The sequence below is a fragment of the Micromonospora sp. NPDC049107 genome (assembly GCF_040648595.1).
In the GTDB taxonomy this organism is placed as follows: domain Bacteria; phylum Actinomycetota; class Actinomycetes; order Mycobacteriales; family Micromonosporaceae; genus Micromonospora.
The window spans coordinates 50,418-74,438 of the sequence record NZ_JBEZEC010000017.1 but is presented as its reverse complement, the minus strand read 5'-3'; the positions used below and the strand labels follow the sequence as shown (position 1 = coordinate 74,438).

Sequence of the window (24,021 nt, the reverse complement as noted above, 5' to 3'; positions counted from 1 at the left end):
CGGACGCCTCCCACCTCCGTCGGTGGGGTGTGGGGGCGTCCGCTACCGTGACACCGCCTGCTCGCACCTCATCTGCCGGAGGACCAGTGCCCCTGCTCTACACCATCGGCAAGCTCACCGTGGCGCCCGCGCTGCGGTTGGCGTTCCGCCCGACCGTGGAGGGTCTGGAACACGTGCCGGAGACCGGCGGCGCGATCTTCGCCGGCAACCACCTCTCGGTGGCGGACGAGCTGTTCCTCGGCACGGTGGTGCCCCGGCACCTGGCGTTCTGGGCCAAGTCCGAGTACTTCACCGGCACCGGCGCGAAGGGCGCGTTCTCGAAGTTCGTCCTCACCGGTCTGGGCGCCATCCCGGTCGAACGGGCCGGTGGGCGCGCCGCGCTGTCCGCCTTCGACGCCGCCATCCCGGCGTTGCGGGGCGGTGACCTGGTGGTGGTCTACCCGGAGGGCACCCGTTCCCCGGACGGCAAGCTCTACCGGGGTCGGACCGGGGCGGCCCGGCTGGCGGTCGCCGCCGGTGTGCCGATCATCCCGGTGGGCACGGTCGGCACCGACAAGGCGCAGCCGATCGGGGCGCGGGTACCCCGCCCCGGCACTGCCAAGATCACCGTGAAGTTCGGCAAGCCGCTGGACTTCACCGGCCGCCCGGACGATCGCACCTCGCTGCGGCAGATGACCGACGAGGTGATGAGCGAGATCCAGAAGCTCACCGGCCAGGAGTACATCCCCCGGTACGCGCCGAAGCGCGCCGACACCGACCCGGCCAGCGAGGTCTGACCCCGCCCAGGCCGTCCGGATGCCCGCGAGCGGCGGCCCGGATGCGACTCAGCCCTGCTTGGGCTGGACGATCTGCGTGCGCAGGGTGTCGAGCAACGTCGCGCTGTCCGAGACGGAGAGCCGGGTGAACACCCCGGTGGCGATGCTGCCGTGGTCGACCGAGGTGCACACCACCACGTCGCCCCCGGCTGGTCGACCGATCGCGCAGCGCTCGTACCGACCCCGTACGCCGGTCCGCACCGTCTCGGGGGCCTCCAGCGCGTAGCGCTCACCGAGCCGCGTGATCTCCTCGTCCGCGTCCGCCTCGGGGGTCAGCCGGAAGCCGGTGCCGCCGAATACCGTCACCTGCTTGCCGTCCGCCGTCCGGTAGACGCCCGCGAAGGTGTCCTCGGCCAGCAGGTGCTCCTGGCGTACCTCTTTCTCCAACTGCTTGGCCGTCTCGGAGCTGCCGTCGTCCTGCCGCAGGCTCAGGTCGGCGACCTGCTCGGGCAGCGCGGCGCTGGCCGGGTACTGGGACGAGATCGGCAGGCCGTAGTAGGCGGGGCAGCCACAGCAGCAGGCCAGGCTGAGCAGCAGCAGCCACGGCCAGCGACGCCGGCGGCGCCGTGGTCGAGGGGGCGGGTACCCCTTGGCGGCCTCCCCGAGCGGCGGCGGCGCGGTCGGACCCCGCCCCCGGCGCTGCTTCGGCACCCGGGCCGGCGGCGCCGGGCGGACCGGCGCGGCGGGCCCGGCGGCGGTGGGTGGATGCGGCGGGGCAGGTCGGGCGTGCGGTGGCGGGTAGGCGACCGGCGGCAGGTAGGCCGGCGGTGGGTGGGCGGCGGGTTGGTGGTGGAGCGGCGGCGAGACGGGGTGCGTCCCGACCGGCGGCGGTGAGACGGGATGCGCGCCGACCGGCGGCCCGGACCACTGCCGGGTGGCCGGCGGGACCGGGTAGCCCAGCGTCGGCGGCAGCGGAGGCAGTTCGGCGGACGGCAGGTCCCAGCCGCCGGTGTCCACCCCGGCCCACGGGTCGACCGGGGTGCGGTGCTCGAGCGGCTGCTCCGGCAACGGCGGCGGCGGGGTCGGCTCGGCCGACTCCCCCCAGGCGCGCCGACGCGGCAGCGCAGGCGGAACCGGCGCGGATCCGCTCCACCGGGGCGCGGGCGGCGCGGCGGGGGAGTCGGGGCCCTCACCCACGCGCTCGCGGGCCGTGGGTTCGGGCCCGGCAGCCGGCCTGGCCTCGGCCGCGGGCTCCGGGGAAGTCGGGTGCGGCTCGGGCTTGTCGGCCGGCTCGGGCTCGGCCGCCGGCTCCTTCGCCGTCGGGTCCGGCCCGGCTGCCGGCTTCTGCGCCGTCGGGTCCGGCTCGGCCGCCGGCTGCTGTGCCGTCGGGTCCGGCTCGGCCGCCGGCTGCTGTGCCGTCGGGTCCGGCTCGGCCGCCGGCTCGGACAGCGTCGGGTCCGGCTTCGCCGCGGGCTCGGACAGCGTCGGGTCCGGCTTCGCCGCGGGCTCGGGCGTCGCCGCCTCCGCCGGGGCGGCGGCGGTCGGTTCGACCGGGGGTTCCGGGCCGTCGGGGGCGGCCGGCTGATTCGGGGGTACGGGTGGGGAGGTCGACTCGTCGGCGACCGCCGGAGCGTCGTCCGGCCTCGGGCCAGGGGTGCGCCCGTCGGCCGGCCGTGCTCCCGGCTGGGGCTCCGGCATCGCGGCAATCTCCTCTCGCGCCGGTCCGAGGTTAGTACCGTGCCGCCACCACCGCCGCCCGGGCACCGGGCGCGGGGCTCGGGTCGGCCGGCGCGGGGCTCGGGTCGGCCGGTCGGCCGGCATCGTGGCGTGCGCGCGGTCACCTCCGAGCGGGCGCGTACCCTTGGGCATCATGAGTGCCCCGTCCACGACGCCGCGCGCGGCCGCGACCAATTCGGGCGACGACTCCAGCTCGGAGCCGTCGATCTGGCCCCGGCTCGAGCCGTTGCTCCCGCAGATCTCCAAGCCGATCCAGTACGTCGGCGGTGAGCTGGGCGCGGTCGTCAAGGACTGGGACGCCGCGACGGTGCGCTGGGCGCTGATGTATCCCGACGCGTACGAGGTGGGCCTGCCCAACCAGGGTGTGCAGATCCTCTACGAGGTGCTCAACGAGCTGCCCGACACCCTCGCCGAGCGGACGTACGCGGTCTGGCCCGACCTGGAGAGCCTGATGCGCACGCACGGCGTGCCGCAGTTCACCGTCGACGCGCACCGGCCGGTGCGCAAGTTCGACGTGTTCGGCATCTCCTTCTCCACCGAGCTGGGCTACACCAACATGCTGACGGCGATCGACCTGGCCGGCATTCCGCTGCTGGCCGCCGACCGTACCGACGCCGACCCGGTGATCGTGGCTGGTGGGCACGCCGCGTTCAACCCGGAGCCGATCGCCGACTTCATCGACGCCGCGGTGCTCGGCGACGGCGAGGAGGCCGTCCTGGAGATCACCGCGATCGTCCGGGAGTGGAAGGCCGAGGGCTCCCCGGGTGGCCGCGACGAACTGCTGCTGCGGCTGGCCCGCACCGAGAGCGTCTACGTGCCGCGCTTCTACGACGTCGACTACCTGCCGGACGGGCGGATCCAGCGGGTCGTGCCGAACCGGGCGGACGTGCCGTTCCGGGTGCACAAGCGCACGACGATGGACCTGGACGCGTGGCCGTACCCGAAGAAGCCCCTCGTGCCGCTCGCCGAGACGGTGCACGAGCGGTACGCCGTGGAGATCTTCCGGGGCTGCACCCGGGGCTGCCGCTTCTGCCAGGCCGGCATGATCACCCGCCCGGTGCGGGAGCGGTCGATCACCACCGTGGGGCAGATGGTGCGTGAGGGCCTGGAGTTCTCCGGCTTCAACGAGGTGGGCCTGCTGTCGCTCTCCTCGGCCGACCACTCCGAGATCGGCGACATGTGCTCGGGCCTGGCCCAGCAGTACGAGGGCACGAACGTGTCGCTGTCGCTGCCGTCGACCCGGGTGGACGCCTTCAACATCGACCTCGCGCAGGAGCTGTCCCGCAACGGGCGGCGTACCGGTCTGACCTTCGCCCCGGAGGGCGGGTCGGAGCGGATCCGCAAGGTCATCAACAAGATGGTGTCGAAGGAAGACCTGATCCGCACGGTCGTCACCGCGTACAGCAACGGTTGGCGGCAGGTGAAGCTCTACTTCATGTGCGGCCTGCCCACCGAGACCGACGAGGACGTCCTCGAGATCGCCGAGATGGCCCACGAGGTGATCAGGGCCGGGCGGGCCGCGACCGGCTCCAAGGACATCCGCTGCACGGTCTCGATCGGCGGGTTCGTGCCGAAGCCGCACACCCCGTTCCAGTGGGCCTCGATGGACCGTCCGGAGGTCATCGACCACCGGCTCAAGATCCTCAAGCAGGCCATCAACGCCGACCGTTCGCTGGGCCGGGCGATCGGCTACCGCTACCACGACGGCGAGCCGTCGCTGATCGAGGGCCTGCTCTCCCGGGGTGACCGCCGCGTCGGCGCGGTGATCCGCCGGGTCTGGGAGAACGGCGGCCGGTTCGACGGGTGGAGCGAGCACTTCTCGTACCAGCGCTGGGTGGACGCGGCGGCCGAGACGCTGCCCGCGTTTGGGGTGGACCTCGACTGGTACACCACCCGCCAGCGCGACGAGCTGGAGGTCCTGCCCTGGGACCACCTTGACTCGGGCCTGGACAAGGACTGGCTCTGGCAGGACTGGCAGGATTCGGTCAGCGGGTTCGAGCAGGACGACTGTCGGTGGACCCCGTGCTTCGACTGCGGCGTCTGCCCCTCCATGGACACCGAGATCCAGATCGGCCCGACGGGCAAGAAACTCCTCCCCCTGACGCCGATCACCCCCCTGAAGACCCCCGCCCCCTGACCGACCCCAGTGGGTCGCTCGCGTCGATCATGAAGTTGTTGCCCGCACCACGGCGTGTCGTCGACAATAACTTCATGATCAACGAGGTGCTGAGTTTCGAGGAGCGAGACGATCAGTAAGAGAAACCAGCCGGAGGGTGGGCAGGCGCCGGTCGTCCAGCGCGCCCGCATCCGGTACGCCAAGCGCGGGCCGCTGCGGTTCACCTCGCACCGGGACTTCGCCCGGGCCTTCGAGCGCGCGCTGCGTCGCGCCGCCGTACCGATCGCGTTCTCCCAGGGCTTCACCCCGCACCCGAAGATCTCCTACGCCAGCGCCGCTCCGACCGGGGTGGCCAGCGAGGCGGAGTACCTGGAGATCGGCCTTCAGGCCCCGGTCGACCCGGAGGCGCTGCGCGCCGCGCTCGACGCCGCGCTCTCGCCCGGGCTGGACGTGTTGGAGGTGGTGATCGCCGAGGGTGGCAGCCTGGCCGACCGTATCGAGGCGTCGCACTGGCACATCGAGCTGCCCGAGGTCGACACGGCGACCCTGCGCGCCGCCGTGGACGCGTTCACCGCCGCCGACGAGGTTCTGGTCGAGCGGATGACCAAGCAGGGGCGACGCACCTTCGACGCCCGCGCGGCAGTCATATCAATCGATGTCCTACCCCCGACGCAGACGCCTTCCGGGGCGCCGGCCGTACCGTGTGCGATACTCGAACTGGTCGTACGGCAGGTCACTCCGTCCGTACGGCCCGATGACGTCCTTTCCGGCCTCCGCGTGGTGGCCGACCTGGAGCCGCCGGTCTCGCCGAGGGTGACCCGGCTGGCTCAGGGCACGCTGACCGCGCAGGGTGCGATCGTGGATCCGTTGGATGCGGACCGCGGCGGGGCAGCCATCGTTGGGCACTGACCGACGGTCAGCGCTCTTGCAGGCAGACTTCGGCGGTCGCGCACCACGCGCGCCCGGCGGAAACACTTTTGCGGCGACCCTGCGTGGCAGCGCTCACCCGCGCCCGGGGCAGCCAGAACTGGAGAACGTCCATGCTCGAGAACGAGCCCGAGGGCGGCGAACGGACCGGTTCACAGCCGGCCGGGGATACCGCTGACCAGAGCAACACCGACAGCACCGCCGGCACCGAGCAAGCCACCGGCGCGCAGCAGACCGGGGCCGAGAGCGCCGAGCCCGCCGCGAAGCCGCGACGGGCACGGGTCACCCGGCGTCGGGCCGCCCCGCTCAACCAGCCGGAGCAGGCCGAGGCGCCCGTCGAGGCGTCCACCGGTGGGATCGGCGCCGTCGAGTCGCCGCAGGCGGAGGTCTTCGCCCCGATCTCCGGTGACCTGGACGTCCCTCCGAAAACCCCCCGCCGCCGTCGCAAGGCCGCTCCGGTCGAGACGACCGCCGAGGAGCCGCTGGTCGCGGCCAGCGCGGAGCTGTCGTCCCCCGAGGTCGTTCCCCCGGTCAAGGTGACCCGCACCCGGCGGAAGAAGGCGACGCCCGCCGTCACCGAGCCGGAGCCCGCCGCTGCCGTCGAGTCGGAGCCGGCCGTCGAGTCGGAGCGGGCCGCCGTCATCGAGCCCGAGCCCGTCCCGGCCGACGAGACGCCGGCCGAGTCCGACCTGCGGGAGGCCGAAGCCGAGCTGGACGAGGCGCAGACCCCGCCGGGCGCGGCCGAGCAGGCGTTCGGGGATGTCGCGCCCGGTGTCGCCGTGGCCAACGTGACGGACGAGCCGATCGAGCCGGCCGAGGCCATCGAGGCCGAGCCGCCGAAGACCCGCCGTCGTCGCGCAGCGCTCTCCGCGCCCACCGTGCTGTTCATGGCGCCTCAGCCGGACGCCGTGCCGGTGACCCGCCCGGCCGAGCCCGAGCCGGTCGCCGAGGAGCCGGCCGTCGAGGCCGAGCCCTCCCGTCGTCGGCGGCGCGGCCGCCGCGACGCGGAGCCGGTGGAGCCGATCGAGGCCGTCGAGGCCGAGGAGGAGCCGACCGAGGAGGCCGACGAGGCCACCGAGGCGGACGAGGACGACGAGGACAGCGCCGCCGCGCGCCGTCGCCGTCGCCGTGGTCGCCGTGGTCGGGGCCGGGGCAAGGGTGGCGCCGACGACGCCGAGGACGAGGAGTCCGACGAGGCGGCGCAGGCCGAGGAGGAGACCGCCGAGGTCGAGGCCGAGGGCGAGGGCGACGAGGACGAGGAGTCCGAGGGCGGGGACGGGATGACCCGCCGTCGCCGTCGCCGTCGTCGCCGGGGCGCGGGTGACACCGAGGGGGCGGCCGCCGACGACGGCGTGCCGACCGTGGTCAAGATCCGCGAACCCCGTCGTACGGTCGACGAGGTCCAGGGCGTGTCCGGCTCGACCCGGCTGGAGGCCAAGCGCCAGCGTCGCCGGGACGGCCGGGAGCAGCGCCGTACGCGGCCGCCGATCCTCAGCGAGTCGGAGTTCCTGGCCCGCCGGGAGGCGGTGGACCGGGTGATGGCGGTCCGGCAGCGCGGCGACCGTACCCAGATCGCCGTCCTGGAGGACGGGGTGCTGGTCGAGCACTACGTCACCCGCAACTCCTCCGGCACCATGGCCGGCAACGTCTACCTGGGCAAGGTCCAGAACGTGCTGCCCAGCATGGAGGCGGCGTTCGTCGACGTCGGCCGGGGCCGCAACGCGGTGCTCTACGCGGGCGAGGTCAACTGGGACACCTCCGGGCTGGAGGGGCGGGCCCGCTCGATCGAGCAGGCGCTACGCTCCGGCGACTCGGTGCTGGTCCAGGTCACCAAGGACCCGATCGGGCACAAGGGCGCGCGGCTGACCAGCCACATCGCGCTCTCCGGTCGGCACCTGGTCTACGTGCCCAACGGCAACGCGTCCGGGATCAGCCGCAAGCTGCCGGACACCGAGCGCAAGCGGCTGCGGGACGTGCTCAAGAAGCTGGTCCCGGACGGCGCCGGCGTGATCGTCCGGACGGCCGCCGAGGGCGCCAGCGAGGACGAGTTGGCCCGCGACGTCAAGCGGTTGCAGGCGCAGTGGGAGGACATCCAGGCCAAGGCCGCCGAGGGTGGCGCCCCGGTGCTGCTCTACGAGGAGCCCGACCTGGTCATCCGGGTGGTCCGGGACCTGTTCAACGAGGACTTCCGCGAGCTGGTCATCGAGGGCGAGCAGTCGTACGGCATGGTCGAGTCGTACCTGTCGCACGTCTCCCCGGACCTGGTCGACCGGGTCCGTCGGCACGTCGGCACCAACGACGTGTTCGCCGAGTACCGGATCGACGAGCAGATCATCAAGGGTCTGGACCGCAAGGTGTTCCTGCCGTCCGGCGGTTCGCTGGTGATCGACAAGACCGAGGCCATGACGGTCGTCGACGTGAACACCGGCAAGTACACCGGCTCCGGCGGCAACCTGGAGGAGACGGTCACCCGCAACAACCTGGAGGCGGCGGAGGAGATCGTCCGCCAGCTCCGGCTGCGGGACATCGGCGGCATCGTGGTGATCGACTTCATCGACATGGTGCTCGAGTCGAACCGGGAGCTGGTGCTGCGCCGGCTCACCGAGTGCCTGGGTCGGGACCGCACCAAGCACCAGGTCACCGAGATCACCTCGCTCGGTCTGGTGCAGATGACCCGCAAGCGGATCGGCGCGGGCCTCCTCGAGGCGTTCAGCGAGACGTGCGACTGCTGCAAGGGCCGGGGCGTCATCATCCACACCGAGCCGGTGCCGGAGAAGCCGCGCACCGGCGGGGCCGCGGAGAAGGTCAAGGCCGTCGCGTCGTCGGCGCCGGCCGCCGCGGCCGCCCCGGCCGCGGAGAACGGCACGCCGTCCTCCCGCCGCCGGGCGCGCAAGAGCGCCCCGGCCGAGCGCGCCGTCATCGAGGTCGTCGACACCGACAACCACGCCGAACCGCACGCCGACTACCAGGACACCATGGGGTACGACCTGTCCCGGTACGAGACGGAGACGGAGGCCGCTCCGGCGGTGTCCGACAGCCAGCGGGGTGAGTCGGCCCGGCTGGCCGCGGCGGACGACCCGGACGCTCTCGCCGACGCCGACGGCGACGAGGAGGCCGCCGAGGGTGGCACCGGACGTCGTCGTTCCCGTCGGGGTGGCGCCCGCCGACGGACCCGCCCCTGAACGGCTGACCGGCCCGCCTGTCTCTGACGGCTGACCGGCCCGCCGTCCCTGAACGGCTGACCGGCCCGCCCGTCTCTGACGGCTGACCGGCCCGGTGTTTGACGAGGTCCCTTTCCCGGCAATGTGACGGGGAGGGACCTCGCCGCTCGGGTCACCCCGATGCGGGAACGCTCGGCCCCGGTCAGGAGAAGAAGATGCGTCGCCTGCTCGCTCGTACCCTGCTGGTAGCCGTACTCCTGGCTTCGGCGGGCTGCTCCGACGACCGCTCGGGTGGTGCGGGCCCGACCGGGGGTTCCGCGCCGACGGGTCCGGCTGCTACGCCGCTGGGCGGTGGCGCGACGGGCGGTGACGCCCGGGTCTGTGCCGAGGCGCGGCGGGCCGGGACCACCGCCGTCCGGGAATACGTCGAGGAGCTGGGCCAGATGGTCGCCGCGGTGGGCGCGGGTGACACCGTGACGGCCGACGCGGCCCGGACCCGGGCGCAGGCGGCCCTGGCCGGCTGGCGGACCGCGCTGCGGGAGCAGAGGGCTCAGGCCACCGACGCGCAGCTCAGGACGTTGCTCAGTGACCTCGGCACGGAGGTCGCCGCCCTCGGCGTCGACGTCGAGTCGATCGACGAGACCGAGCTGGACCGGCTCCAGCAGCGTCTCGATCAGCTCTGCGCCCGGTAACCAGGGCGGGCCGGTTTGGGGTCCATGCCAGCGATGGCGTACTCTTGCCTACGGCCCACCTTTGGTGTGCCGAGTTCCCGCGTGCCCGCGCCGCCGTGCACTGCTACCCGGCGAGCCGCCGCGGGGACGACCAGTCAGCAGCCTCAACGACAGGGAGTCCGCCTCCGATGTACGCGATCGTCAAGACCGGCGGCAAGCAGTACAAGGTCGCCGAGGGCGACGTGATCGAGGTCGAGAAGCTCACCGGTGCCCCCGGTGACGCGGTGAAGCTCACCGCGGTGCTCCTCGTCGACGGTGACGACCTGGTGACCGACGCGGCGAAGCTTGCCGAGGTCGCGGTGTCCGGCGAGATCGCCGCGCACACCAAGGGCCCGAAGATCCGGATCCACAAGTTCAAGAACAAGACCGGCTACCACAAGCGCCAGGGTCACCGCCAGCCGTTGACCCAGGTCAAGGTGACCGGCATCTCCAGCGGGAAGTAGGTCGTCCTCCAATGGCTCACAAAAAGGGTGCGTCCAGCTCGCGTAACGGTCGTGACTCCGCGGCCCAGCGACTTGGCGTGAAGCGCTTCGGTGGTCAGGTCGTCAGCGCCGGTGAGATCCTCATCCGGCAGCGTGGCACCAAGTTCCACCCCGGTGACCTGGTCGGCCGTGGCGGCGACGACACGCTGTTCGCCCTGGCCGCCGGCTCGGTCCTGTTCGGCACCAAGCGCGGTCGCAAGACCGTCAGCATCGTTCCGCAGCAGTAGTTCTCTTCGCTGAGCGGGCCGCGGACCTCCGGGTCCCGGCCCGCTCGGCTTTTTCGACGTGCGGGGTCGACCCTCGCTGGAAGGATTGACGCCGTGGCGACGTTCGTTGACCGGGTCGTCCTGCATCTGCAGGCCGGCGATGGTGGGCACGGTTGTGTCTCGATCCACCGCGAGAAGTTCAAGCCCTTCGGGGGGCCGGACGGCGGCAACGGCGGCCACGGCGGCAGCGTGTCGCTGGTGGTCGACCCGCAGGTGACCACGCTGCTCGACTTCCACTTCCACCCGCACGTCAAGGCCGACAACGGCAAGGGCGGCGCCGGGTCGAACCGGGACGGGGCCAACGGCCACAACCTGGTGCTCAAGGTGCCCAACGGCACTGTGGTCCAGACCACCGACGGCACCGTGCTGGCCGACATGGTCGGCGCCGGCACCACCTTCGAGGTGGCCCGGGGCGGGCGCGGCGGGCGCGGCAACGCGTCGCTGGCCAACGCCAAGCGCAAGGCGCCCGGCTTCGCCGAGCTGGGCGAGCCCGGCGACCAGCTGGACATCGTGCTGGAGCTGAAGAGCGTCGCCGACGTGGGCCTGGTGGGCTTCCCGTCGGCCGGTAAGTCGTCGCTGATCTCGGTGATCTCCGCCGCGAAGCCGAAGATCGCCGACTACCCGTTCACCACCCTCGTGCCCAACCTCGGTGTGGTCCGGATGGACAACCACACCTTCACCGTCGCCGACGTGCCGGGCCTGATCCCGGGCGCGGCCACCGGCAAGGGCCTGGGCCTGGAGTTCCTGCGGCACATCGAGCGCTGCGCGGTGCTGGTGCACGTCATCGACTCGGCGACCCTGGAGCCCGGCCGCGACCCGGTCGCCGACATCGACGCCATCGAGGCCGAGCTGAGCCAGTACGGCGGCCTGACCGACCGCCCCCGGCTGGTGGCCGTGAACAAGGTCGACGTGCCGGACGGCCGGGACCTCGCCGAGATCGTCCGCCCGGACCTGGAGGAGCGCGGCTACCGCGTGTTCGAGGTCTCCGCGGCCACCCGCGAGGGGCTCAAGGAGCTGACGTACGCGATGGCCGAGCTGGTCGAGGCGGAGCGCAAGGCGGCCCCGCCGGCCGAGCCGACCCGGATCGTGATCCGGCCGATGGCGGTGGACGACGCCGGCTTCACCATCACGGCCGAGGCCGACGGCTCGTTCACCGTCCGGGGCGTACGCCCGGAGCGGTGGGTCAAGCAGACCAACTTCGACAACGACGAGGCGGTCGGCTACCTCGCCGACCGGCTGGCCCGCCTCGGTGTCGAGGACAAGCTGGCCAAGGCCGGCGCCGAACCCGGTGACCTGGTCCGGATCGGTGAGCGCGAGTTCGACTGGCAGCCGACGCTCTACGCGGGCGTGGAGTTCGTGCCCGGTAACCGGGGCACCGACGTCCGCCTGGAGGAGAAGTCGAACCGGGCGTCGGCGGCGGAGCGGCTCGCCGCGCGCAAGGCCCGCCGGGTGCGCCCGGAGGACGAGATCGACTCCGACGAGATCGGCGCGGACATGGGCGACGACGACATCGAGGATGACGCCGAGTAGCCGGTTGCGCTCCGTGATCGGGTTGATTGCCGGAAACCTCCGCGAAATCAATCCCGCTTAGCGTCGGGTGATGCTGATCGAGTCGCGGCCCGCCATCGATCCCGAAATCGCCGCCCTGGTCGTCGCCCAGCAGCGTGAGCTGCGCGTCGCTGACGGCGGTTTGGACGGGCAGGTCACCGTCACCCACGACGACATCCGCTACCTGGCCGTGGTGGTGCGCGGTCGGGCGGTCGCCTGTGGCGGACTCCAGTCGCTCGACGCCGTCACCGGCGAGGTCAAGCGGATGTACGTGCGGCCGGCGTACCGGGGCAGGGGCATCGCTCGGCAACTGCTCGCCGCCCTGGAGGAGTGCGCGTTCCAGCAGGGGCACACCGTGGTCTGCCTGGAGACCGGCACGTACCTGCCGGCGGCCGTCGGGCTGTACACCTCGTGCGGCTACGAACCGATCCCGGTGTACGGCGAGTACGTGGGCAACCCGTACAGCGTCTGCTTCGCCAAACGGCTCCCGGTCGCTGCCTGACGTAAGGAAGGGCACCTTTCTAACGCCTGGTGTATAGAAAGGGGCCCTTCCTAACGGCTAATGGGCGCGCGGGCGGCGTCAGGCCCCGGCCTCGGCGTGTGCGACGGTGACCGGCTTGGACTCCGGTCGAGCCGCGCTGCACTAGGTACCGGTGAGCATCCGCGCGAAGTAGCAGCTCAGGGGCGGTCGATCGGGGTGTCGAGGCGTCCGCCGGTCCCGGCTTCGTTCGACAGCAGCAGGCCGAGGGCCAGCATGCCGAAGCCGAGGGCGAGGTGCAGCCAGTTGTCAGCGCCGTTGACCGGCAGGATGTTCGCGCCACCCTCCTCGTCGATCGCCTCGATCGCCAGGCCGTACAGCCACAGGGCGAGGTAGATCGCGCCGCCCCCGGCCAGGAAGACCCGCGCGCCGGCGACGCTGCGGGCCAACACCAGACCCACCAGCCCGAACAGCAGGTGTACGGCGTTGTGCAGGATCGAGACCTGGAACACGCCGAGCAGTTTGGCGTCCGAGTGGTGCCCGGCGAAGGCCAGATCGCCGTAGTCGGTGGTAATGCCGGGGATGTAGCCGAGGACACCGATCAGCAGGAAGACCCCGGCCACGACCAGCGCGGCGACCTGCACCCGCGGTCGGGGCGCGGCAGGTCGGCCACCCCGCGCGTCTCGTGCCATCGGTGCCCCTTTCGTGGATCTCCCGGTCCCGCGAACGTCGCTGTCCGCAGCGGCGACGTGACGCAGCCCCGCGATCCTCCATTTTGAAGTCCCTCCCGACGCTCGCGCAGAGAAATGCACGAACAGGTATGGAAGCCAAAACGCCGGGTAGGTGAGTTGTCAGCGGCCACGGCGACACGGCCGCCTCCCCCAGAACAACCGCGACGACACTTCCGAGCGGAAGGGAAATCATGACTTACGATCTGTCACCCACCTCCACCACGTACGGCCAGGAGTCCACCAACGGCGGCGGCGTCCGCGAGCAGGCCCGGCACGTCGGGTCCGAGGCGGCGCACGCCGGTGGCGCGGTCGCCCAGACCGCCAAGGAGCAGGGCACCGAGGTCGGCCGTGAGGCCGTCCGGCAGGCCCGCAACCTCTACGGCGAGGCCCGCAGCCAGCTCGCCAGCCAGACCGGTGAGCAGCAGCGCCGCGCGGCCGGCGGACTGCGGTCGATCGCCGACGAGATGCGCTCGATGGCCGAGCAGGGTGGCCAGGCCGGTCCGGTGAGCGAGCTGGCCCGCCAGGCCGCCGACCGGGTGCACGGCGTGGCCGGCTGGCTCGAGGAGCGCCAGCCCGGCGACCTGATCAATGAGGTACGCGACTACGCGCGGCGTAACCCGGGCACCTTCCTGGTCGGCGCGGCGGTGCTCGGTGTGCTGGCCGGCCGCCTGACCAAGGGCATCTCGGCCTCCGGTGACGACTCCGGCAACGGTTCCGCGGGTTACCGCGGCGCGGGCGCGTACGACCCGGAGCGCACCGCCGTGATCCCCACCCCGCCGCCGACGCCCCGCACGGCCGCGGACGCCACCCCGGCCGGCGGTTACCTCGACCCGACCCCGGGCACCTACACCGAGCCGACCTCCGGCGGTTACGCCGACCCGACGCCGGGCGGCTACCGCGATCCGGCCCGCCAGGGCGGCTACACCGAGCCGGCGAGCACCGGTCAGCCGCTGCCGCCGGTGACCCAGACCGACCCGCTGCCGGGCGTGCCGTCCAGCGGCAGCCCCCGCCCGTGAGGTGTCGAGTCATCCGAAGGGAGGCGGCGGCATGAGCATGCCGACGCAGGGGTCCGGACTGGACTCCGGTTACCACCCCGACGCGGGTGCCCCGCACACCGCGGCCGAGGTGAAGGGCAGTTCGCTCGGTGATCTGATGCGTCAGGTCACCACCGACCTGTCGACGCTGATGCGCCAGGAGGTCGAGCTGGCCAAGGCCGAGATCCGCCAGGAGGGCAAGAAGGCCGGCAAGGCTGCGGGCCTATTCGGCGGTGCCGGCTTCGGCGGCTACATGGTGGCCCTCTTCGTTTCGATCGCCATCTGGCAGTTCTTGGACAACGTCATGGACTCCGGGCTCGCCGCGCTGATCGTGGCCGTGCTCTGGGCCGTGGTCGCCGCCGTCCTCTACTCGGCGGCGAAGAAAAACGCCCAGCACGTACGCGGGCTCAAGCAGACCAACGACAGCGTGCAGCGGATCCCCGACGCGCTCAAGCCCCACCCGGAGGGAGTCACCCGATGAGCACCGACCCCGACCAGATCCGCCGGGAGATCGAAGCCACCCGCAACAGCCTCAGCTCCGACGTGGACGCGTTGGCGTACAAGGTCAGCCCCAGCCGCATCGTCGACGACCGTAAGCAGCGGGCCCGCTCCGCGCTGCAGAATGTGAGGGACAAGGTCATGGGAACCGCTTCCGACCTCGGCCAGGGCACCGGCCACGCCGCCCACTCGGTGGGTGACCGCGCGTCGTCGGCGGCGTCCAGCGTCAGCGACGCCGCGCAGTCGGCGGCCTCCTCGGTGAGCGACGCGGCCCACAGCGCGCCCCGCGTGATCCGGGAGAAGTCGCAGGGCAACCCGCTCGCCGCCGGTCTGATCGCCTTCGGCGTGGGCTGGCTGGCCTCCTCGCTGATTCCGGCGTCCCGCCGGGAGCAGCAGGCGGCCGCGCAGGTCAAGGAGAAGGTCGGCGAGCACAGCGGAGTCGTCAAGGAGAAGCTGGGCGAGGTTGCCAGCGAACTCAAGGACGAGCTGCGTGAGCCGGCCCAGCACGCCGCCGAGTCGGTGAGGTCCACCGCCCAGGACGCGGTGCATGCGGTCAAGGACGACGGCCGCTCGGCCGCCCAGGACGTCAAGGACCAGGCACAGCAGGCCCGCCAGCAGGTCAGTTCCTGAAGCCACCGACGTCGACGACGGCTCGCGGCCACCCCGGTGGCTGCGAGCCGTCGCCGTATCTCCCCGCGATCTTGCACTTCCTGTTGCTGACCTGTCGACTAACGCGGCTTTTGTCCCAGCAGAAAGTGCAAGATCGCGGGGACTTCGTGGCGGTGGGCTGGGGTGCGGATTCTGGTGTCGCCGTAGCTGACGCCGCCTTTCAGCAGGCGCTGGGTTATCGCAAGCCAGCTGCAGATGCCGCGTTCGAGCAGCCAGAGCGGGGCGGCCAGCGTGGTGGTCGGTGGGAAGACGGTGGCACCGGCGGCGCGGCGGCGACCCGCCTCGGCCAGGGCGACGACGCTGGCCGTCATGCCGAGCAGCAGCCGGGGCCGGCGGGACGCGACCGCCGCGGCCAGCGCGGGCACGACCGCGAGCGCGGTCAGCAGGCGGACCGGCTGGGCCAGGTCGTCGTACGCCTGGCGGACCCGCTGGCCCCGGAAGTGCGCCGCGTCCGGCGGCAGCCGCCGTACGTACAGCCAGGGCGGCGCGACCTCGACGCCGCCGTAAGCCCGCACCGTACGGATCAGCTCCAGGTTCTCGAAGAGCACGTCGGGGTCGTACCCGCCCATGGCGAGGAACGTGCTGCGGCGTACCGCGAGGGTGCCGGGGTAGTCGTTTCCGAGAGCGCGGTTGAGCAGCGTCCGCCCGGTGTCCCACCAGGCGTGCCAGGGCAGGGGGTCGAAGTAGTTCTGCGGCCGGACCAGGTCGACCCGGTCCAGCAGTCGGTGCACCGCGTGGAGCCCGGCCTCGTCGTACCGGACGTCGTCGTCGGCGATCACCACGTGCTCGTGGCGTGCCGCGCCGACGCCGGTGTGCACCCCAGCCACCTTGCCGTTGAGCCCGCGCCGGGCGCGGTCGGGTGGCAGGTGCCGCACCAGCGCCCGCCAGGCCGCCGCGTGCCGGGCGAACAGCTCCGGAGGCGACCCGTCGACCACGATCACGTCGACGAGACCGCTCAGCCGGCGCAGGTAGCCGGTCAGCTCGTCCAGGCCGGCGTCGGTGTGCCAGCGCAGCGGCAGGACGTACGCCATCGGCAGGGCCGTTCCGCCGGTGTCGTGACGCGCGGCGCGCCGGGCGTCACCGGTGGCCGGAGAGGGCATCGCGCCTCCTGGGCGGTGCTGCGCGGCGGGTGTGCCGCCCGCTGCGCCTGCCCGCACGGCGGCCGCCCAAACCGGTGCGAAGCACCGACCCCCGGGACAACGACGACCTCAGGCGCGGCGGACGTTGGTGACGGTCATGCGGCCGGGTGGCAGGACGGGCATCCGGTGCAGGTCCAGGCGCAGATCCTGCGGCGGCACGTCGTAGCGCATGCCGCCGGTCAGGTGGGTGACCGCCCGCTTCATGAGGTCGATGGTGATCCACTCGCCGGCGCAGCGGTGTCCGGTGCTGTGGTCGCCGCCGCCCTGCGCGATCAGCGCGAACGGGTCCACGCGCCGGTCGGCGAACCGCTCGGGGCGGAACAGTTCCGGTTCGGGCCAGAGCGCCGGGTGGTGGTTCGTGCCGTAGAGGTCGAGCAGCACCCGCCGCCCCTGTGGGAAGTGGTGGCCCTGCCAGTCGAAGGAGCGCCGGACCCGGGCCGCGGCCATCGGGAAGAACGGGTAGTAACGGCGTACCTCCTGGACGAACTGCTCGGTGGCCCCGTCGTCGCCGTGGACCCGCTGTCGCCACGCGGGGTGGTCGCGCAGGGCGAGCGCGGCGAAGACGATGTACCGGTCCACGGCGACCGTCGGACGCAGCAGGTTGAGCAGTTCGACGGCGGCGATCCGGCGGGGGAGCAGCGCCCCGCGCGTGTCGCGGTGCTCGGCGACGACCCGTAGCGGGCTGTCGGCCGGGGCCGGGTGGATGCCGACCCGGGTCCGTTCGACGAGGTCGCCGATCCAGCGTTCGGCGCGGCGGCGGGCGAGCAGGCCCCGCCAGTGCCGTGGGCCGACGACCGCCGGGCCCTCGATCATGGCGTGCAGGTCGACGGCGCGGCGGTCGACCTGCGACGTGGCCAGCGGCACGCCGGCCCAGGCGCAGACCACCCGGGTCAGCAGCCGGCCCAGCTCGTCGTAGAGCGGCACCGCGCCGGCCGCCTCCCAGGCGGGAATCCGGGCCCGCCACTCGGCGTCGAAGAGGTGCCCGAGTCGCGCGATCGCCGTCGGCGTCATGATCGACATGAACATGGCCTTGCGGTCGGTGTGCGCGGCGCCGTCCAGCCCCTGCACGCCGCCCCGACCGGTGAGGGTCCGCTGAATCCGCAGCGGCATGGCGCTCTCGCGCTGGAAGCGCTCGTTGTCGTAGAACAGGGTGGCGGCTGGTCGACCCCGCAGGCAGATGGTCGGCGTGAGCAGGATCCGGGTTGAGAAGACGTCGCTGCCCAGGCGGTCGCAGCGTTCTCCGATGAACCGGTAGCCGGCGCGCAGCAGGGCGAGGGTGCTGTCCGGGCCGCGGTCGGCCGGCATGGTCGCCATCGGGCCTCCTCGAGGTTCCGGCGGCGGCCCGCGTCGCCGCCGGGGCACGTCTACCCTCGTGGCCGCCGCGCAATCCCCGCGTCGACAGCGCGTCCGCTGGCCCCTCCCACGGGCGGCGGAACCTGGTTGGCTTGCCGGTGGGGCCGTCGTCGGCCGGCATCGTCGGACGACGGTGACGACCCCGTCGGGCCGAGGTGTCCACGACCACGGGGAGGACGTATGAACGACAACAGGCCGCCGCGCTGGCGGCAGCGGCGGGCGGTCGAGACGCTGGGTGCGGGCCGGGCCGGGCGGCCGCTGATCGGCCCGCCGGGCCGGCCGGCCCGACCGCGCCGGTTCTTCACCGTGCACCTGGGCTTCACCGCGCCGGGCGCGGCCGACGCGCTCGAACAGGCGGTGGCGTACGCGGAGGCGCTGAGCCTGCTCCGCCCGGAGTTGGCGCTCGGTGCGGCGGCCCTGTCGCCGGCCGATGCCTGGCACCGGGCCGAACGGCTGTTCTGCGGCGCGGTCGGCCCGGACGGGGAGCGCTGCGTCGACGTCGCCGACCATCCCGGCTTCCACCACGCGCCGGGCCCGGGCGGTCTGGGCTGGGGCGACGGCGACTAGCCACGGGCTTTGACACCCGCCCTAACCCTGCTGAGAAACCCCCACCGCGCGACCGGTGCCGGTGTCCCCCTCGAAGAGGACACCGGCACGTGCCACTGCGGATCAGTCGAGGTCGAACTCGCCGTCCTGCGCGCCGGCCACGAACGCGTCCCACTCGGCCTGGGTGAAGACCAGCACCGGGCCCTGCGGCTCGGCGGAGTTGCGCATCCCGATCAGGTCGTCGACGAAGGCGACCTCGACAGCGCTCTCGGAGGTGTCCCCCTCGGCCCGTTGCCAGACCGCGCGGGAGAGGTCGAAATCGCCCTTGGGGTGCTGCGCCATGGTTCTTTCCTCCACTGCAGGGGGCCAGGTGGGGACCGCCTGCCGATCCCCATCGGGCAGGATAAGCGGATGCCGAGCCTGACCCGTGTAGAGGCGACCGCGCGTGGCGCGGCGATTACTGTCGAGTCCTATCAGGTGGACCTCGACCTGACCGGCGACGGCGATCTGTTCCGGTCCCGCGTCGAGATCCGGTTCCGGGCGACCGCCGGGGCCGCGACCTTCGCCGAGGTCAGGCCGGCGAACCTCCTCGCGGTACGCCTCAACGACCGGGCCGTCGACCCCGCCACGCTGACCGACAACCGGCTGCCGCTGGTCGATCTCGACACGACGAACACCCTCGTCGTCGAGGCGGAGATGACGTACTCCAACGCCGGGGAGGGGCTGCACCGCTTCGTCGATCCGGCGGACGGCGAGACCTACCTCTACGCGATGTCGTTCCTCGACAATGCCCAGCGCATCTTCGCCGCGTTCGACCAGCCCGACCTCAAGGCCCCGTTCACCCTCTCGGTCACCGCGCCGCCGCGGTGGACGGTCTCCGGCAACGCCGAGGTGGTCGCCACCCCGGCCCCGGGGCGCTGGGAGTTCGCCCCGACCGCGCCGCTGGCGACGTACTTCTTCTCGCTGATCGCGGGGCCGTACCACGTCCGCCGTGCCGAGCACGACGGCATACCGCTGGCGATCTACTGTCGACGCTCGCTCGCCGAGCACCTGGACGCCGACGCCGAGGAGATCTTCGACATCACCGGGCGGTGCCTGGACCGGTTCCACCAGCTCTTCGCCGAGCGCTACCCGTTCGGCAAGTACGACCAGGCGTTCGTGCCCGAGTTCAACGCCGGCGCGATGGAGAATCCGGGCATCGTCACCTTCCGCGACGACTACGTGTTCCGTTCGGCGGTCACCGACACCCAGCGCGAGGTTCGGGCCACCACCATCGCCCACGAGATGGCGCACATGTGGTTCGGTGACCTGGTCACCATGCGCTGGTGGGACGACCTGTGGCTCAACGAGTCCTTCGCCGAGTACCTGGGCACCCGGGTCACCGCCGAGGCCACCCGCTTCGACCAGGCGTGGACGACGTTCGCCATGCGCCGCAAGGCCTGGGGATACGCGGCCGACCAACGTCCCTCCACCCACCCGGTCGCGCCGCCGGAGGTGGCCGACGCCGACGAGGGTCTGCTCAACTTCGACGGCATCTCGTACGCCAAGGGCGCCGCCGTGCTGCGGCAACTGGTCGCGTGGCTCGGCGACGAGGCCTTCCTCGCCGGCCTGAACGCGCACTTCGCCGCGCACCGCTTCGGCAACGCCACCCTCGCCGACCTGCTCACCAGCCTCTCCGCCGCCAGCGGCCGGGACCTGTCCGGTTGGGCCGAGCTGTGGTTGCGCCGGCCGCAGGTCAACACGTTGCGCGCCGAGGTCCACGTCGACGCCGACGGGCGTTACACCGAGGTCGCCGTGGTGCAGACCGCCCCCGCGTCGCACCCCGTGCTGCGTCCGCACCGCATCGGGGTGGGTCGGTACGCGGCGGACGGCGTCGTCCAGCGCGCGGAGGTGGATCTCGATCCGGCCGTCGACGGCGGTCGTACCGTGCTCGGCGCGTTGACGGGCGAGCCGGCGGCCCAGGTGCTGCTGCTCAACGACGGTGACCTGACCTTCGCCAAGGTACGCCTCGACGAGGCGTCGGCGGACGCGGTCGCGGTGGTGCTGCCTTCTCTGACCGATCCGCTCGCCCGGGCGGTGCTCTGGGGCGAGGCGCTGGACGCGGCGACCGACGGCGAACGGCCCGTCGCCGGCCTGGTCGACCTGATGGTCGCGGCGCTGCCCGTCGAGACCGAGGTGATCATCGCGGAGGACGTGCTCGTCATCAGCCGGTCGCTGGTGGACCGTTACCTCGACCCGCTGGCCCGTTCGGCGGCGCTGGCCCGGGTCGCCGAGGCGTGCCGGCGTCTGCTCGATGGCGCGCCGGCGGGGGAGTCGTTGCAGCTCGCCGCCGCCCGGGGCTGGATCGCCGCGACCACCGACAGCGACCTGCTCGTCGGCTGGCTCGCCGGCCGGGACGTACCGGCCGGGCTGGCCGTCGACGCGGAGCTGCGGTGGGCGGTGCTGCGCCGGCTCGTGGTGCTGGGCGCGGCGGGCGAGGCGGAGATCGCCGAGGAGGCGCGGGCCGACGTCAGCTCCGCCGGCGCGGAACAGGCCGCGTACTGCCGGGCCGCCCGGCCCGACCCGGCGGCGAAGCAGGCGGCATGGGAGATCCTCATGCGGGACACCGAGCTGTCCAACCGGCTGCTCGAGGCCACCGCGGAGGGGTTCTGGCAGCCCGAGCAGCCCGAGCTGACCGCCGCGTACGTCGGGTGGTACTTCGCCGAGATGCCGGCCGCCGCTCGTCGTCGTACCCCCTGGACGGCCGACCGGGTGGCGAAGCTGGCGTTTCCCCGCTACGCCGTCGCGCAGCCGACCCGGGAGGCGGCCGCGGCGTTGCTGGCCCGCGACGACCTGACGGCGGGCCTGCGGCGGGTCGTCACCGACGCCGACGACGACCTGCGGCGGGCGCTCGTGGCGCGCACGGCGGTGGCCGCCGCCTCGGCCTGAGGTCGGCCGGCCGCCGTGGTGGGCGGCCCGGGTTGCGATGGTCGGAGCGCGGGGTGGCCGAGCGGCCACCCCGCGCCCGTGCTCACCGCAGGGCGGGTTCGGCCGTGACCGGGGCGTCGAAGTCGATGACGTAGCGCTGCTCGTGGGCGATGGTGCGTTCCGGGTCCATCGCCGTGCGCACCAGCAGCGGTATGAGCAGCGGCATCAGCGTCCGGGCGACCGGGCCGGGCGCCTTCGTGTGGTTGATCCGCGCGGCGCGGGCGGCGACCTTCTCGACCCGGGTGCGACGCAGCCGCACGTACGCCTCGAAGGCCGACGTCACGTCGGGTAGGTCCCGCAGGCAGCGGGCGAGCTGCACCGCGCTCTCGATGGCGAGCGAGGCGCCCTGCCCGGAGCTGTTCGACGGCGCGTGCGCGGCGTCGCCGACCAGCACCAGGCGACCCCGGTGCCAGTGCGGCACGGGCGGCATGATCTGCAACGCGCCGGCCACCTGGAGGTCGTCGGCGGAGCTGGTGGCCATCAGCTCCCGGCCCGGGTCGTCGTCGCCGTAGGTGGCGCGCAACGTGTCCAGCCACTGCCGCGCGGGCACCGTACGGGCCTCGACGAGGCTCATCGGCCGCTGCCCCGGCAGGTTGGCCCCCCAGCGGGTGCCGCCACCCGGCTCGGGCCAGTACAGGTAGTAGCCGCGCCGTCCGAAGGCGAACGTCATCGTGCCCGCCTCGGCGTCCACCTCGTGCCGGGCGACCGCCTCTAAGCCGAGCAGTCCGGTGAATCGGGGGCCGGGCGCGGCCGGGTCGATGAGGTCACGGACCGTGGAACGGATGCCGTCCGCGCCGACCAGGACGTCGGCGGTCGCCGTGGTGCCGTCCTCGAAACGCGCGGTCACGCCGTCGTCGGTCTGCGTGACGTCGACCAGTCGCCTGCCGTACGCGAAGGTGATGCCCTCGGCGACGGCCCGGTCGTGCAGCACCCGATGCAGCTCGGCCCGGTGTACCACGCGCAGCGGCGGCACTCCGGCCAGCATCGGCAGGTCGATCCGTCGGGCGCCAACGGCCATGACGCTGCGGTGGATCCCGGTGGCGATCGCCGTCACCGCCTCGTCCGCGCCGACGGCCCGCAGGGCTGCCACGCCGTTGGGCGCGAGCGCGAGGGTGCCACCGATGCCACCGGCTCCGCTGGCGGTCGCCGGGTACGCCTCGGCGACGGTGGCGGTGATGCCGGCGCGGTGGAGGGCGAGGGCCGCCACGGGCCCCGCGATGCCGCCGCCGATGACGAGTGCGGTTCGTACCGTTGTCATGCTCTTTCTCCCTGGTGTCGTCGCGTGGGTGCGGACGAACCGTCCTGGGAGGGGACCCGGTTATCCTCGTGGTTGCCGCTTCGGGCCGGGTGCCTGCTCAGGTGTCGGTTCGGGGTAGGGCTCCGGCGGGGTGTTGGCGCACCCCGCCGGAGCTGTCTTGTCAGTCGGCGGTGTCGGGGTCGCTGCTGGTCCTTGCGGCCAGCTCGGCCAGCTCGGCCGGCATCTCGCCGGTCTCGTGGAAGGCCCGCCAGGTGTCCAGCCCCGGGTAGCTTCCCGAGGTCAACTCCGCCAGCAGGGCCCGCAGCCAGGTGGCCTCGGCGTCCCGGATGGCGAGGTCGTACTCGTTCTCGACCAGGAACAGTCGCGGGACGTCCCGCAGGTGGGCGTCGAGCGTCTCGCGGTCCCGGCGGAGCGCGTCGTCCAGTCGGTCGAGTCGCTGCCGGAGCAGGTCGATCGCCTCGTCGGGGTGCAGGGCGGCGAGCACGGAGAGGCCGGCCCGGAAGCGGGGATGCTCCGCCATGGGCATGCCGACCAGCTCCCGCGCCCAGTCGACCAGCTCGGCCCGGCCCGCGTCGGTGATCCGGTAGACGGTGCGTTCCGGGCGTCGGCCCTCGCGCACGCTCTCCACGGCGGCGATCAACTGGTGTTTGTCCAGGTTGCGGATCACCGTGTAGAAGGAGCCCCACTTGAACTCCATGTCCTGGTCCTTGCCCCAGGCGCGCAGCGTGCTGGCCATCTCGTAGGGGTGCATGGGCCGCTGGACGAGGGCGGAGAGCACGGCCAGCGCCAGCAGGTTGCCGACCTTGCGCCGCTTCGGCATGACGCACCTCCCAAATACTCGTGGACGAGTATACGCACGCGAGTATCCGTGTCGCCAGTCCCTCGGGCCGATACGGGCGGTTCCGACGCCCGGCCTACGATCAACGGGTGGAGGAAGATATCCGGCGGATCGGGATCATGGGTGGCACCTTCGACCCGATCCACCACGGGCACCTCGTCGCGGCCAGCGAGGTGGCGGACCGGTTCGGCCTGGACGAGGTGGTCTTCGTCCCCACCGGGCAGCCGTGGCAGAAGGCCGACGAGCCGGTCAGCCCCGCCGAGGACCGGTACCTCATGACGGTCATCGCCACCGCCTCCAACCCCCGCTTCCAGGTCAGTCGCGTCGACATCGACCGCAGCGGCCCGACCTACACGGTCGACACGTTGCGCGACCTCCAGGCCGAGTACGGCGCCAAGGTCCAGCTCTTCTTCATCACCGGAGCGGACGCGCTGCAACGCATCCTGTCCTGGAAGGACCTGGACGAGATCTTCGAGCTGGCCCACTTCGTCGGTGTGACCCGGCCCGGTTTCGCGCTGACCGACAAGCACCTCCCGGCGGACACGGTCAGCCTGATCCAGGTGCCCGCGATGTCCATCTCGTCGACCGACTGTCGTGCCCGGGTCGCCCGGGGTGAGCCGGTCTGGTACCTGGTGCCTGACGGTGTGGTGCAGTACATCGCCAAGCGACGCCTCTATCAGTCCTGATCGCGTCCGGTATGTGCTGGTTGGTGCGTCTAACCGACCAGAACTGACGGGTCGGGACCTCGCCGGGTGTGAGACGCTTGGAGGATCGCACGCCTGATCGA

General features: G+C 72.6%; 22 protein-coding genes. 15 read left to right on the top strand and 7 right to left on the bottom strand.

The window, feature by feature from the left end:
* Positions 1–86 precede the first annotated feature (86 nt).
* Positions 87–776 carry a lysophospholipid acyltransferase family protein gene (locus AB0B55_RS31315; protein WP_357134485.1) on the top strand — a complete coding sequence of 230 codons (690 nt, stop codon included), beginning with the start codon at positions 87–89 and terminating at the stop codon, positions 774–776.
* 48 nt (positions 777–824) lie between these two features.
* On the opposite strand, the gene AB0B55_RS31310 is transcribed toward AB0B55_RS31315, so the two are convergent.
* Positions 825–2,453, bottom strand: a complete 1,629-nt coding sequence (locus AB0B55_RS31310) for a hypothetical protein (RefSeq protein ID WP_357134487.1) — start codon at positions 2,451–2,453, stop codon at positions 825–827.
* 172 nt (positions 2,454–2,625) lie between these two features.
* Between AB0B55_RS31310 and AB0B55_RS31305 the strand changes: the two genes are divergently transcribed.
* From AB0B55_RS31305 to AB0B55_RS31270, 8 genes are all read left to right on the top strand, one after another.
* On the top strand, positions 2,626–4,629 hold the full coding sequence (locus tag AB0B55_RS31305) for a TIGR03960 family B12-binding radical SAM protein (RefSeq protein ID WP_357134489.1): 2,004 nt from the start codon (positions 2,626–2,628) through the stop codon (positions 4,627–4,629).
* A 168-nt stretch (positions 4,630–4,797) separates the two neighbouring features.
* Positions 4,798–5,517 (top strand): TIGR03936 family radical SAM-associated protein, encoded by a 720-nt coding sequence (locus tag AB0B55_RS31300; protein WP_357175718.1) that lies wholly within the window; start codon positions 4,798–4,800, stop codon positions 5,515–5,517.
* A 131-nt stretch (positions 5,518–5,648) separates the two neighbouring features.
* The gene (locus AB0B55_RS31295) at positions 5,649–8,717 is read left to right on the top strand and encodes an Rne/Rng family ribonuclease (protein ID WP_357134490.1); all 3,069 of its coding nucleotides are present in this window, start codon (positions 5,649–5,651) and stop codon (positions 8,715–8,717) included.
* Between the two features lie 194 nt (positions 8,718–8,911).
* Complete coding sequence (locus tag AB0B55_RS31290; RefSeq protein WP_357134492.1) at positions 8,912–9,388, top strand: hypothetical protein; 477 nt, start codon at positions 8,912–8,914, stop codon at positions 9,386–9,388.
* 167 nt (positions 9,389–9,555) lie between these two features.
* A complete protein-coding gene (gene rplU / locus AB0B55_RS31285; protein WP_007464063.1) occupies positions 9,556–9,870 on the top strand; it encodes a 50S ribosomal protein L21 in 315 nt (104 codons plus the stop codon).
* An 11-nt stretch (positions 9,871–9,881) separates the two neighbouring features.
* Positions 9,882–10,136: a 50S ribosomal protein L27 gene (gene rpmA / locus AB0B55_RS31280; protein ID WP_043966727.1), complete on the top strand. Its 255-nt coding sequence runs from the start codon at positions 9,882–9,884 to the stop codon at positions 10,134–10,136.
* A 93-nt stretch (positions 10,137–10,229) separates the two neighbouring features.
* Positions 10,230–11,705: a GTPase ObgE gene (gene obgE / locus AB0B55_RS31275; protein WP_357134493.1), complete on the top strand. Its 1,476-nt coding sequence runs from the start codon at positions 10,230–10,232 to the stop codon at positions 11,703–11,705.
* 70 nt (positions 11,706–11,775) lie between these two features.
* Positions 11,776–12,225, top strand: coding sequence for a GNAT family N-acetyltransferase (locus tag AB0B55_RS31270; protein ID WP_357134495.1), 450 nt, complete (start codon positions 11,776–11,778; stop codon positions 12,223–12,225).
* A 176-nt stretch (positions 12,226–12,401) separates the two neighbouring features.
* On the opposite strand, the gene AB0B55_RS31265 is transcribed toward AB0B55_RS31270, so the two are convergent.
* Positions 12,402–12,893: a DUF4383 domain-containing protein gene (locus AB0B55_RS31265; RefSeq protein ID WP_355053172.1), complete on the bottom strand. Its 492-nt coding sequence runs from the start codon at positions 12,891–12,893 to the stop codon at positions 12,402–12,404.
* A 230-nt stretch (positions 12,894–13,123) separates the two neighbouring features.
* Between AB0B55_RS31265 and AB0B55_RS31260 the strand changes: the two genes are divergently transcribed.
* The 3 genes from AB0B55_RS31260 to AB0B55_RS31250 are packed head-to-tail and all read left to right on the top strand — an operon-like array spanning position 13,124 to position 15,094.
* On the top strand, positions 13,124–13,948 hold the full coding sequence (locus AB0B55_RS31260; protein WP_357134498.1) for a hypothetical protein: 825 nt from the start codon (positions 13,124–13,126) through the stop codon (positions 13,946–13,948).
* A gap of 31 nt (positions 13,949–13,979) precedes the next feature.
* The gene (locus AB0B55_RS31255; RefSeq protein WP_357134500.1) at positions 13,980–14,447 is read left to right on the top strand and encodes a phage holin family protein; all 468 of its coding nucleotides are present in this window, start codon (positions 13,980–13,982) and stop codon (positions 14,445–14,447) included.
* The gene (locus AB0B55_RS31250; protein WP_357175688.1) at positions 14,444–15,094 is read left to right on the top strand and encodes a DUF3618 domain-containing protein; all 651 of its coding nucleotides are present in this window, start codon (positions 14,444–14,446) and stop codon (positions 15,092–15,094) included. Before AB0B55_RS31255 ends, AB0B55_RS31250 begins: the two co-directional genes overlap by 4 nt.
* A gap of 98 nt (positions 15,095–15,192) precedes the next feature.
* Here AB0B55_RS31250 and AB0B55_RS31245 read toward each other — a convergent pair whose 3' ends face one another.
* Both AB0B55_RS31245 and AB0B55_RS31240 read right to left on the bottom strand, forming a co-directional pair.
* A complete protein-coding gene (locus tag AB0B55_RS31245) occupies positions 15,193–16,233 on the bottom strand; it encodes a glycosyltransferase family 2 protein (protein ID WP_357134502.1) in 1,041 nt (346 codons plus the stop codon).
* Between the two features lie 108 nt (positions 16,234–16,341).
* On the bottom strand, positions 16,342–17,586 hold the full coding sequence (locus AB0B55_RS31240; protein WP_357134504.1) for a cytochrome P450: 1,245 nt from the start codon (positions 17,584–17,586) through the stop codon (positions 16,342–16,344).
* A gap of 219 nt (positions 17,587–17,805) precedes the next feature.
* On the opposite strand from AB0B55_RS31240, the gene AB0B55_RS31235 reads away from it, so the two are divergent.
* The gene (locus AB0B55_RS31235; protein ID WP_357134506.1) at positions 17,806–18,192 is read left to right on the top strand and encodes a hypothetical protein; all 387 of its coding nucleotides are present in this window, start codon (positions 17,806–17,808) and stop codon (positions 18,190–18,192) included.
* A gap of 102 nt (positions 18,193–18,294) precedes the next feature.
* On the opposite strand, the gene AB0B55_RS31230 is transcribed toward AB0B55_RS31235, so the two are convergent.
* The gene (locus AB0B55_RS31230) at positions 18,295–18,513 is read right to left on the bottom strand and encodes a DUF397 domain-containing protein (RefSeq protein WP_355053179.1); all 219 of its coding nucleotides are present in this window, start codon (positions 18,511–18,513) and stop codon (positions 18,295–18,297) included.
* Between the two features lie 69 nt (positions 18,514–18,582).
* On the opposite strand from AB0B55_RS31230, the gene pepN reads away from it, so the two are divergent.
* Positions 18,583–21,099 (top strand): aminopeptidase N, encoded by a 2,517-nt coding sequence (pepN, locus tag AB0B55_RS31225; protein WP_357175685.1) that lies wholly within the window; start codon positions 18,583–18,585, stop codon positions 21,097–21,099.
* A gap of 82 nt (positions 21,100–21,181) precedes the next feature.
* Here the strand turns inward: pepN and AB0B55_RS31220 are convergent, their stop codons facing one another.
* Together AB0B55_RS31220 and AB0B55_RS31215 are read right to left on the bottom strand one after the other, a co-directional pair.
* Complete coding sequence (locus AB0B55_RS31220) at positions 21,182–22,396, bottom strand: FAD-dependent monooxygenase (protein WP_357134511.1); 1,215 nt, start codon at positions 22,394–22,396, stop codon at positions 21,182–21,184.
* A gap of 160 nt (positions 22,397–22,556) precedes the next feature.
* Positions 22,557–23,216: a PadR family transcriptional regulator gene (locus AB0B55_RS31215; protein ID WP_357175683.1), complete on the bottom strand. Its 660-nt coding sequence runs from the start codon at positions 23,214–23,216 to the stop codon at positions 22,557–22,559.
* A 107-nt stretch (positions 23,217–23,323) separates the two neighbouring features.
* Here AB0B55_RS31215 and nadD point away from each other — a divergent pair, with 107 nt between their 5' ends.
* Positions 23,324–23,920, top strand: a complete 597-nt coding sequence (nadD, locus tag AB0B55_RS31210) for a nicotinate-nucleotide adenylyltransferase (RefSeq protein WP_357134515.1) — start codon at positions 23,324–23,326, stop codon at positions 23,918–23,920.
* Positions 23,921–24,021: the final 101 nt, after the last annotated feature.

What these genes read in the sequence shown, in the direction of transcription:
- AB0B55_RS31310 (WP_357134487.1), bottom strand. Translation starts at nt 2,453, where the DNA reads ATGCCGGAGCCCCAGCCGGGAGCACGGCCGGCCGACGGGCGCACCCCT.
- AB0B55_RS31305 (WP_357134489.1), top strand. Translation starts at nt 2,626, where the DNA reads ATGAGTGCCCCGTCCACGACGCCGCGCGCGGCCGCGACCAATTCGGGC.
- AB0B55_RS31295 (WP_357134490.1), top strand. Translation starts at nt 5,649, where the DNA reads ATGCTCGAGAACGAGCCCGAGGGCGGCGAACGGACCGGTTCACAGCCG.
- AB0B55_RS31290 (WP_357134492.1), top strand. Translation starts at nt 8,912, where the DNA reads ATGCGTCGCCTGCTCGCTCGTACCCTGCTGGTAGCCGTACTCCTGGCT.
- rplU (WP_007464063.1), top strand. Translation starts at nt 9,556, where the DNA reads ATGTACGCGATCGTCAAGACCGGCGGCAAGCAGTACAAGGTCGCCGAG.
- rpmA (WP_043966727.1), top strand. Translation starts at nt 9,882, where the DNA reads ATGGCTCACAAAAAGGGTGCGTCCAGCTCGCGTAACGGTCGTGACTCC.
- AB0B55_RS31270 (WP_357134495.1), top strand. Translation starts at nt 11,776, where the DNA reads ATGCTGATCGAGTCGCGGCCCGCCATCGATCCCGAAATCGCCGCCCTG.
- AB0B55_RS31265 (WP_355053172.1), bottom strand. Translation starts at nt 12,893, where the DNA reads ATGGCACGAGACGCGCGGGGTGGCCGACCTGCCGCGCCCCGACCGCGG.
- AB0B55_RS31260 (WP_357134498.1), top strand. Translation starts at nt 13,124, where the DNA reads ATGACTTACGATCTGTCACCCACCTCCACCACGTACGGCCAGGAGTCC.
- AB0B55_RS31255 (WP_357134500.1), top strand. Translation starts at nt 13,980, where the DNA reads ATGAGCATGCCGACGCAGGGGTCCGGACTGGACTCCGGTTACCACCCC.
- AB0B55_RS31250 (WP_357175688.1), top strand. Translation starts at nt 14,444, where the DNA reads ATGAGCACCGACCCCGACCAGATCCGCCGGGAGATCGAAGCCACCCGC.
- AB0B55_RS31245 (WP_357134502.1), bottom strand. Translation starts at nt 16,233, where the DNA reads ATGCCCTCTCCGGCCACCGGTGACGCCCGGCGCGCCGCGCGTCACGAC.
- AB0B55_RS31240 (WP_357134504.1), bottom strand. Translation starts at nt 17,586, where the DNA reads ATGGCGACCATGCCGGCCGACCGCGGCCCGGACAGCACCCTCGCCCTG.
- AB0B55_RS31235 (WP_357134506.1), top strand. Translation starts at nt 17,806, where the DNA reads ATGAACGACAACAGGCCGCCGCGCTGGCGGCAGCGGCGGGCGGTCGAG.
- AB0B55_RS31230 (WP_355053179.1), bottom strand. Translation starts at nt 18,513, where the DNA reads ATGGCGCAGCACCCCAAGGGCGATTTCGACCTCTCCCGCGCGGTCTGG.
- pepN (WP_357175685.1), top strand. Translation starts at nt 18,583, where the DNA reads ATGCCGAGCCTGACCCGTGTAGAGGCGACCGCGCGTGGCGCGGCGATT.
- AB0B55_RS31220 (WP_357134511.1), bottom strand. Translation starts at nt 22,396, where the DNA reads ATGACAACGGTACGAACCGCACTCGTCATCGGCGGCGGCATCGCGGGG.
- AB0B55_RS31215 (WP_357175683.1), bottom strand. Translation starts at nt 23,216, where the DNA reads ATGCCGAAGCGGCGCAAGGTCGGCAACCTGCTGGCGCTGGCCGTGCTC.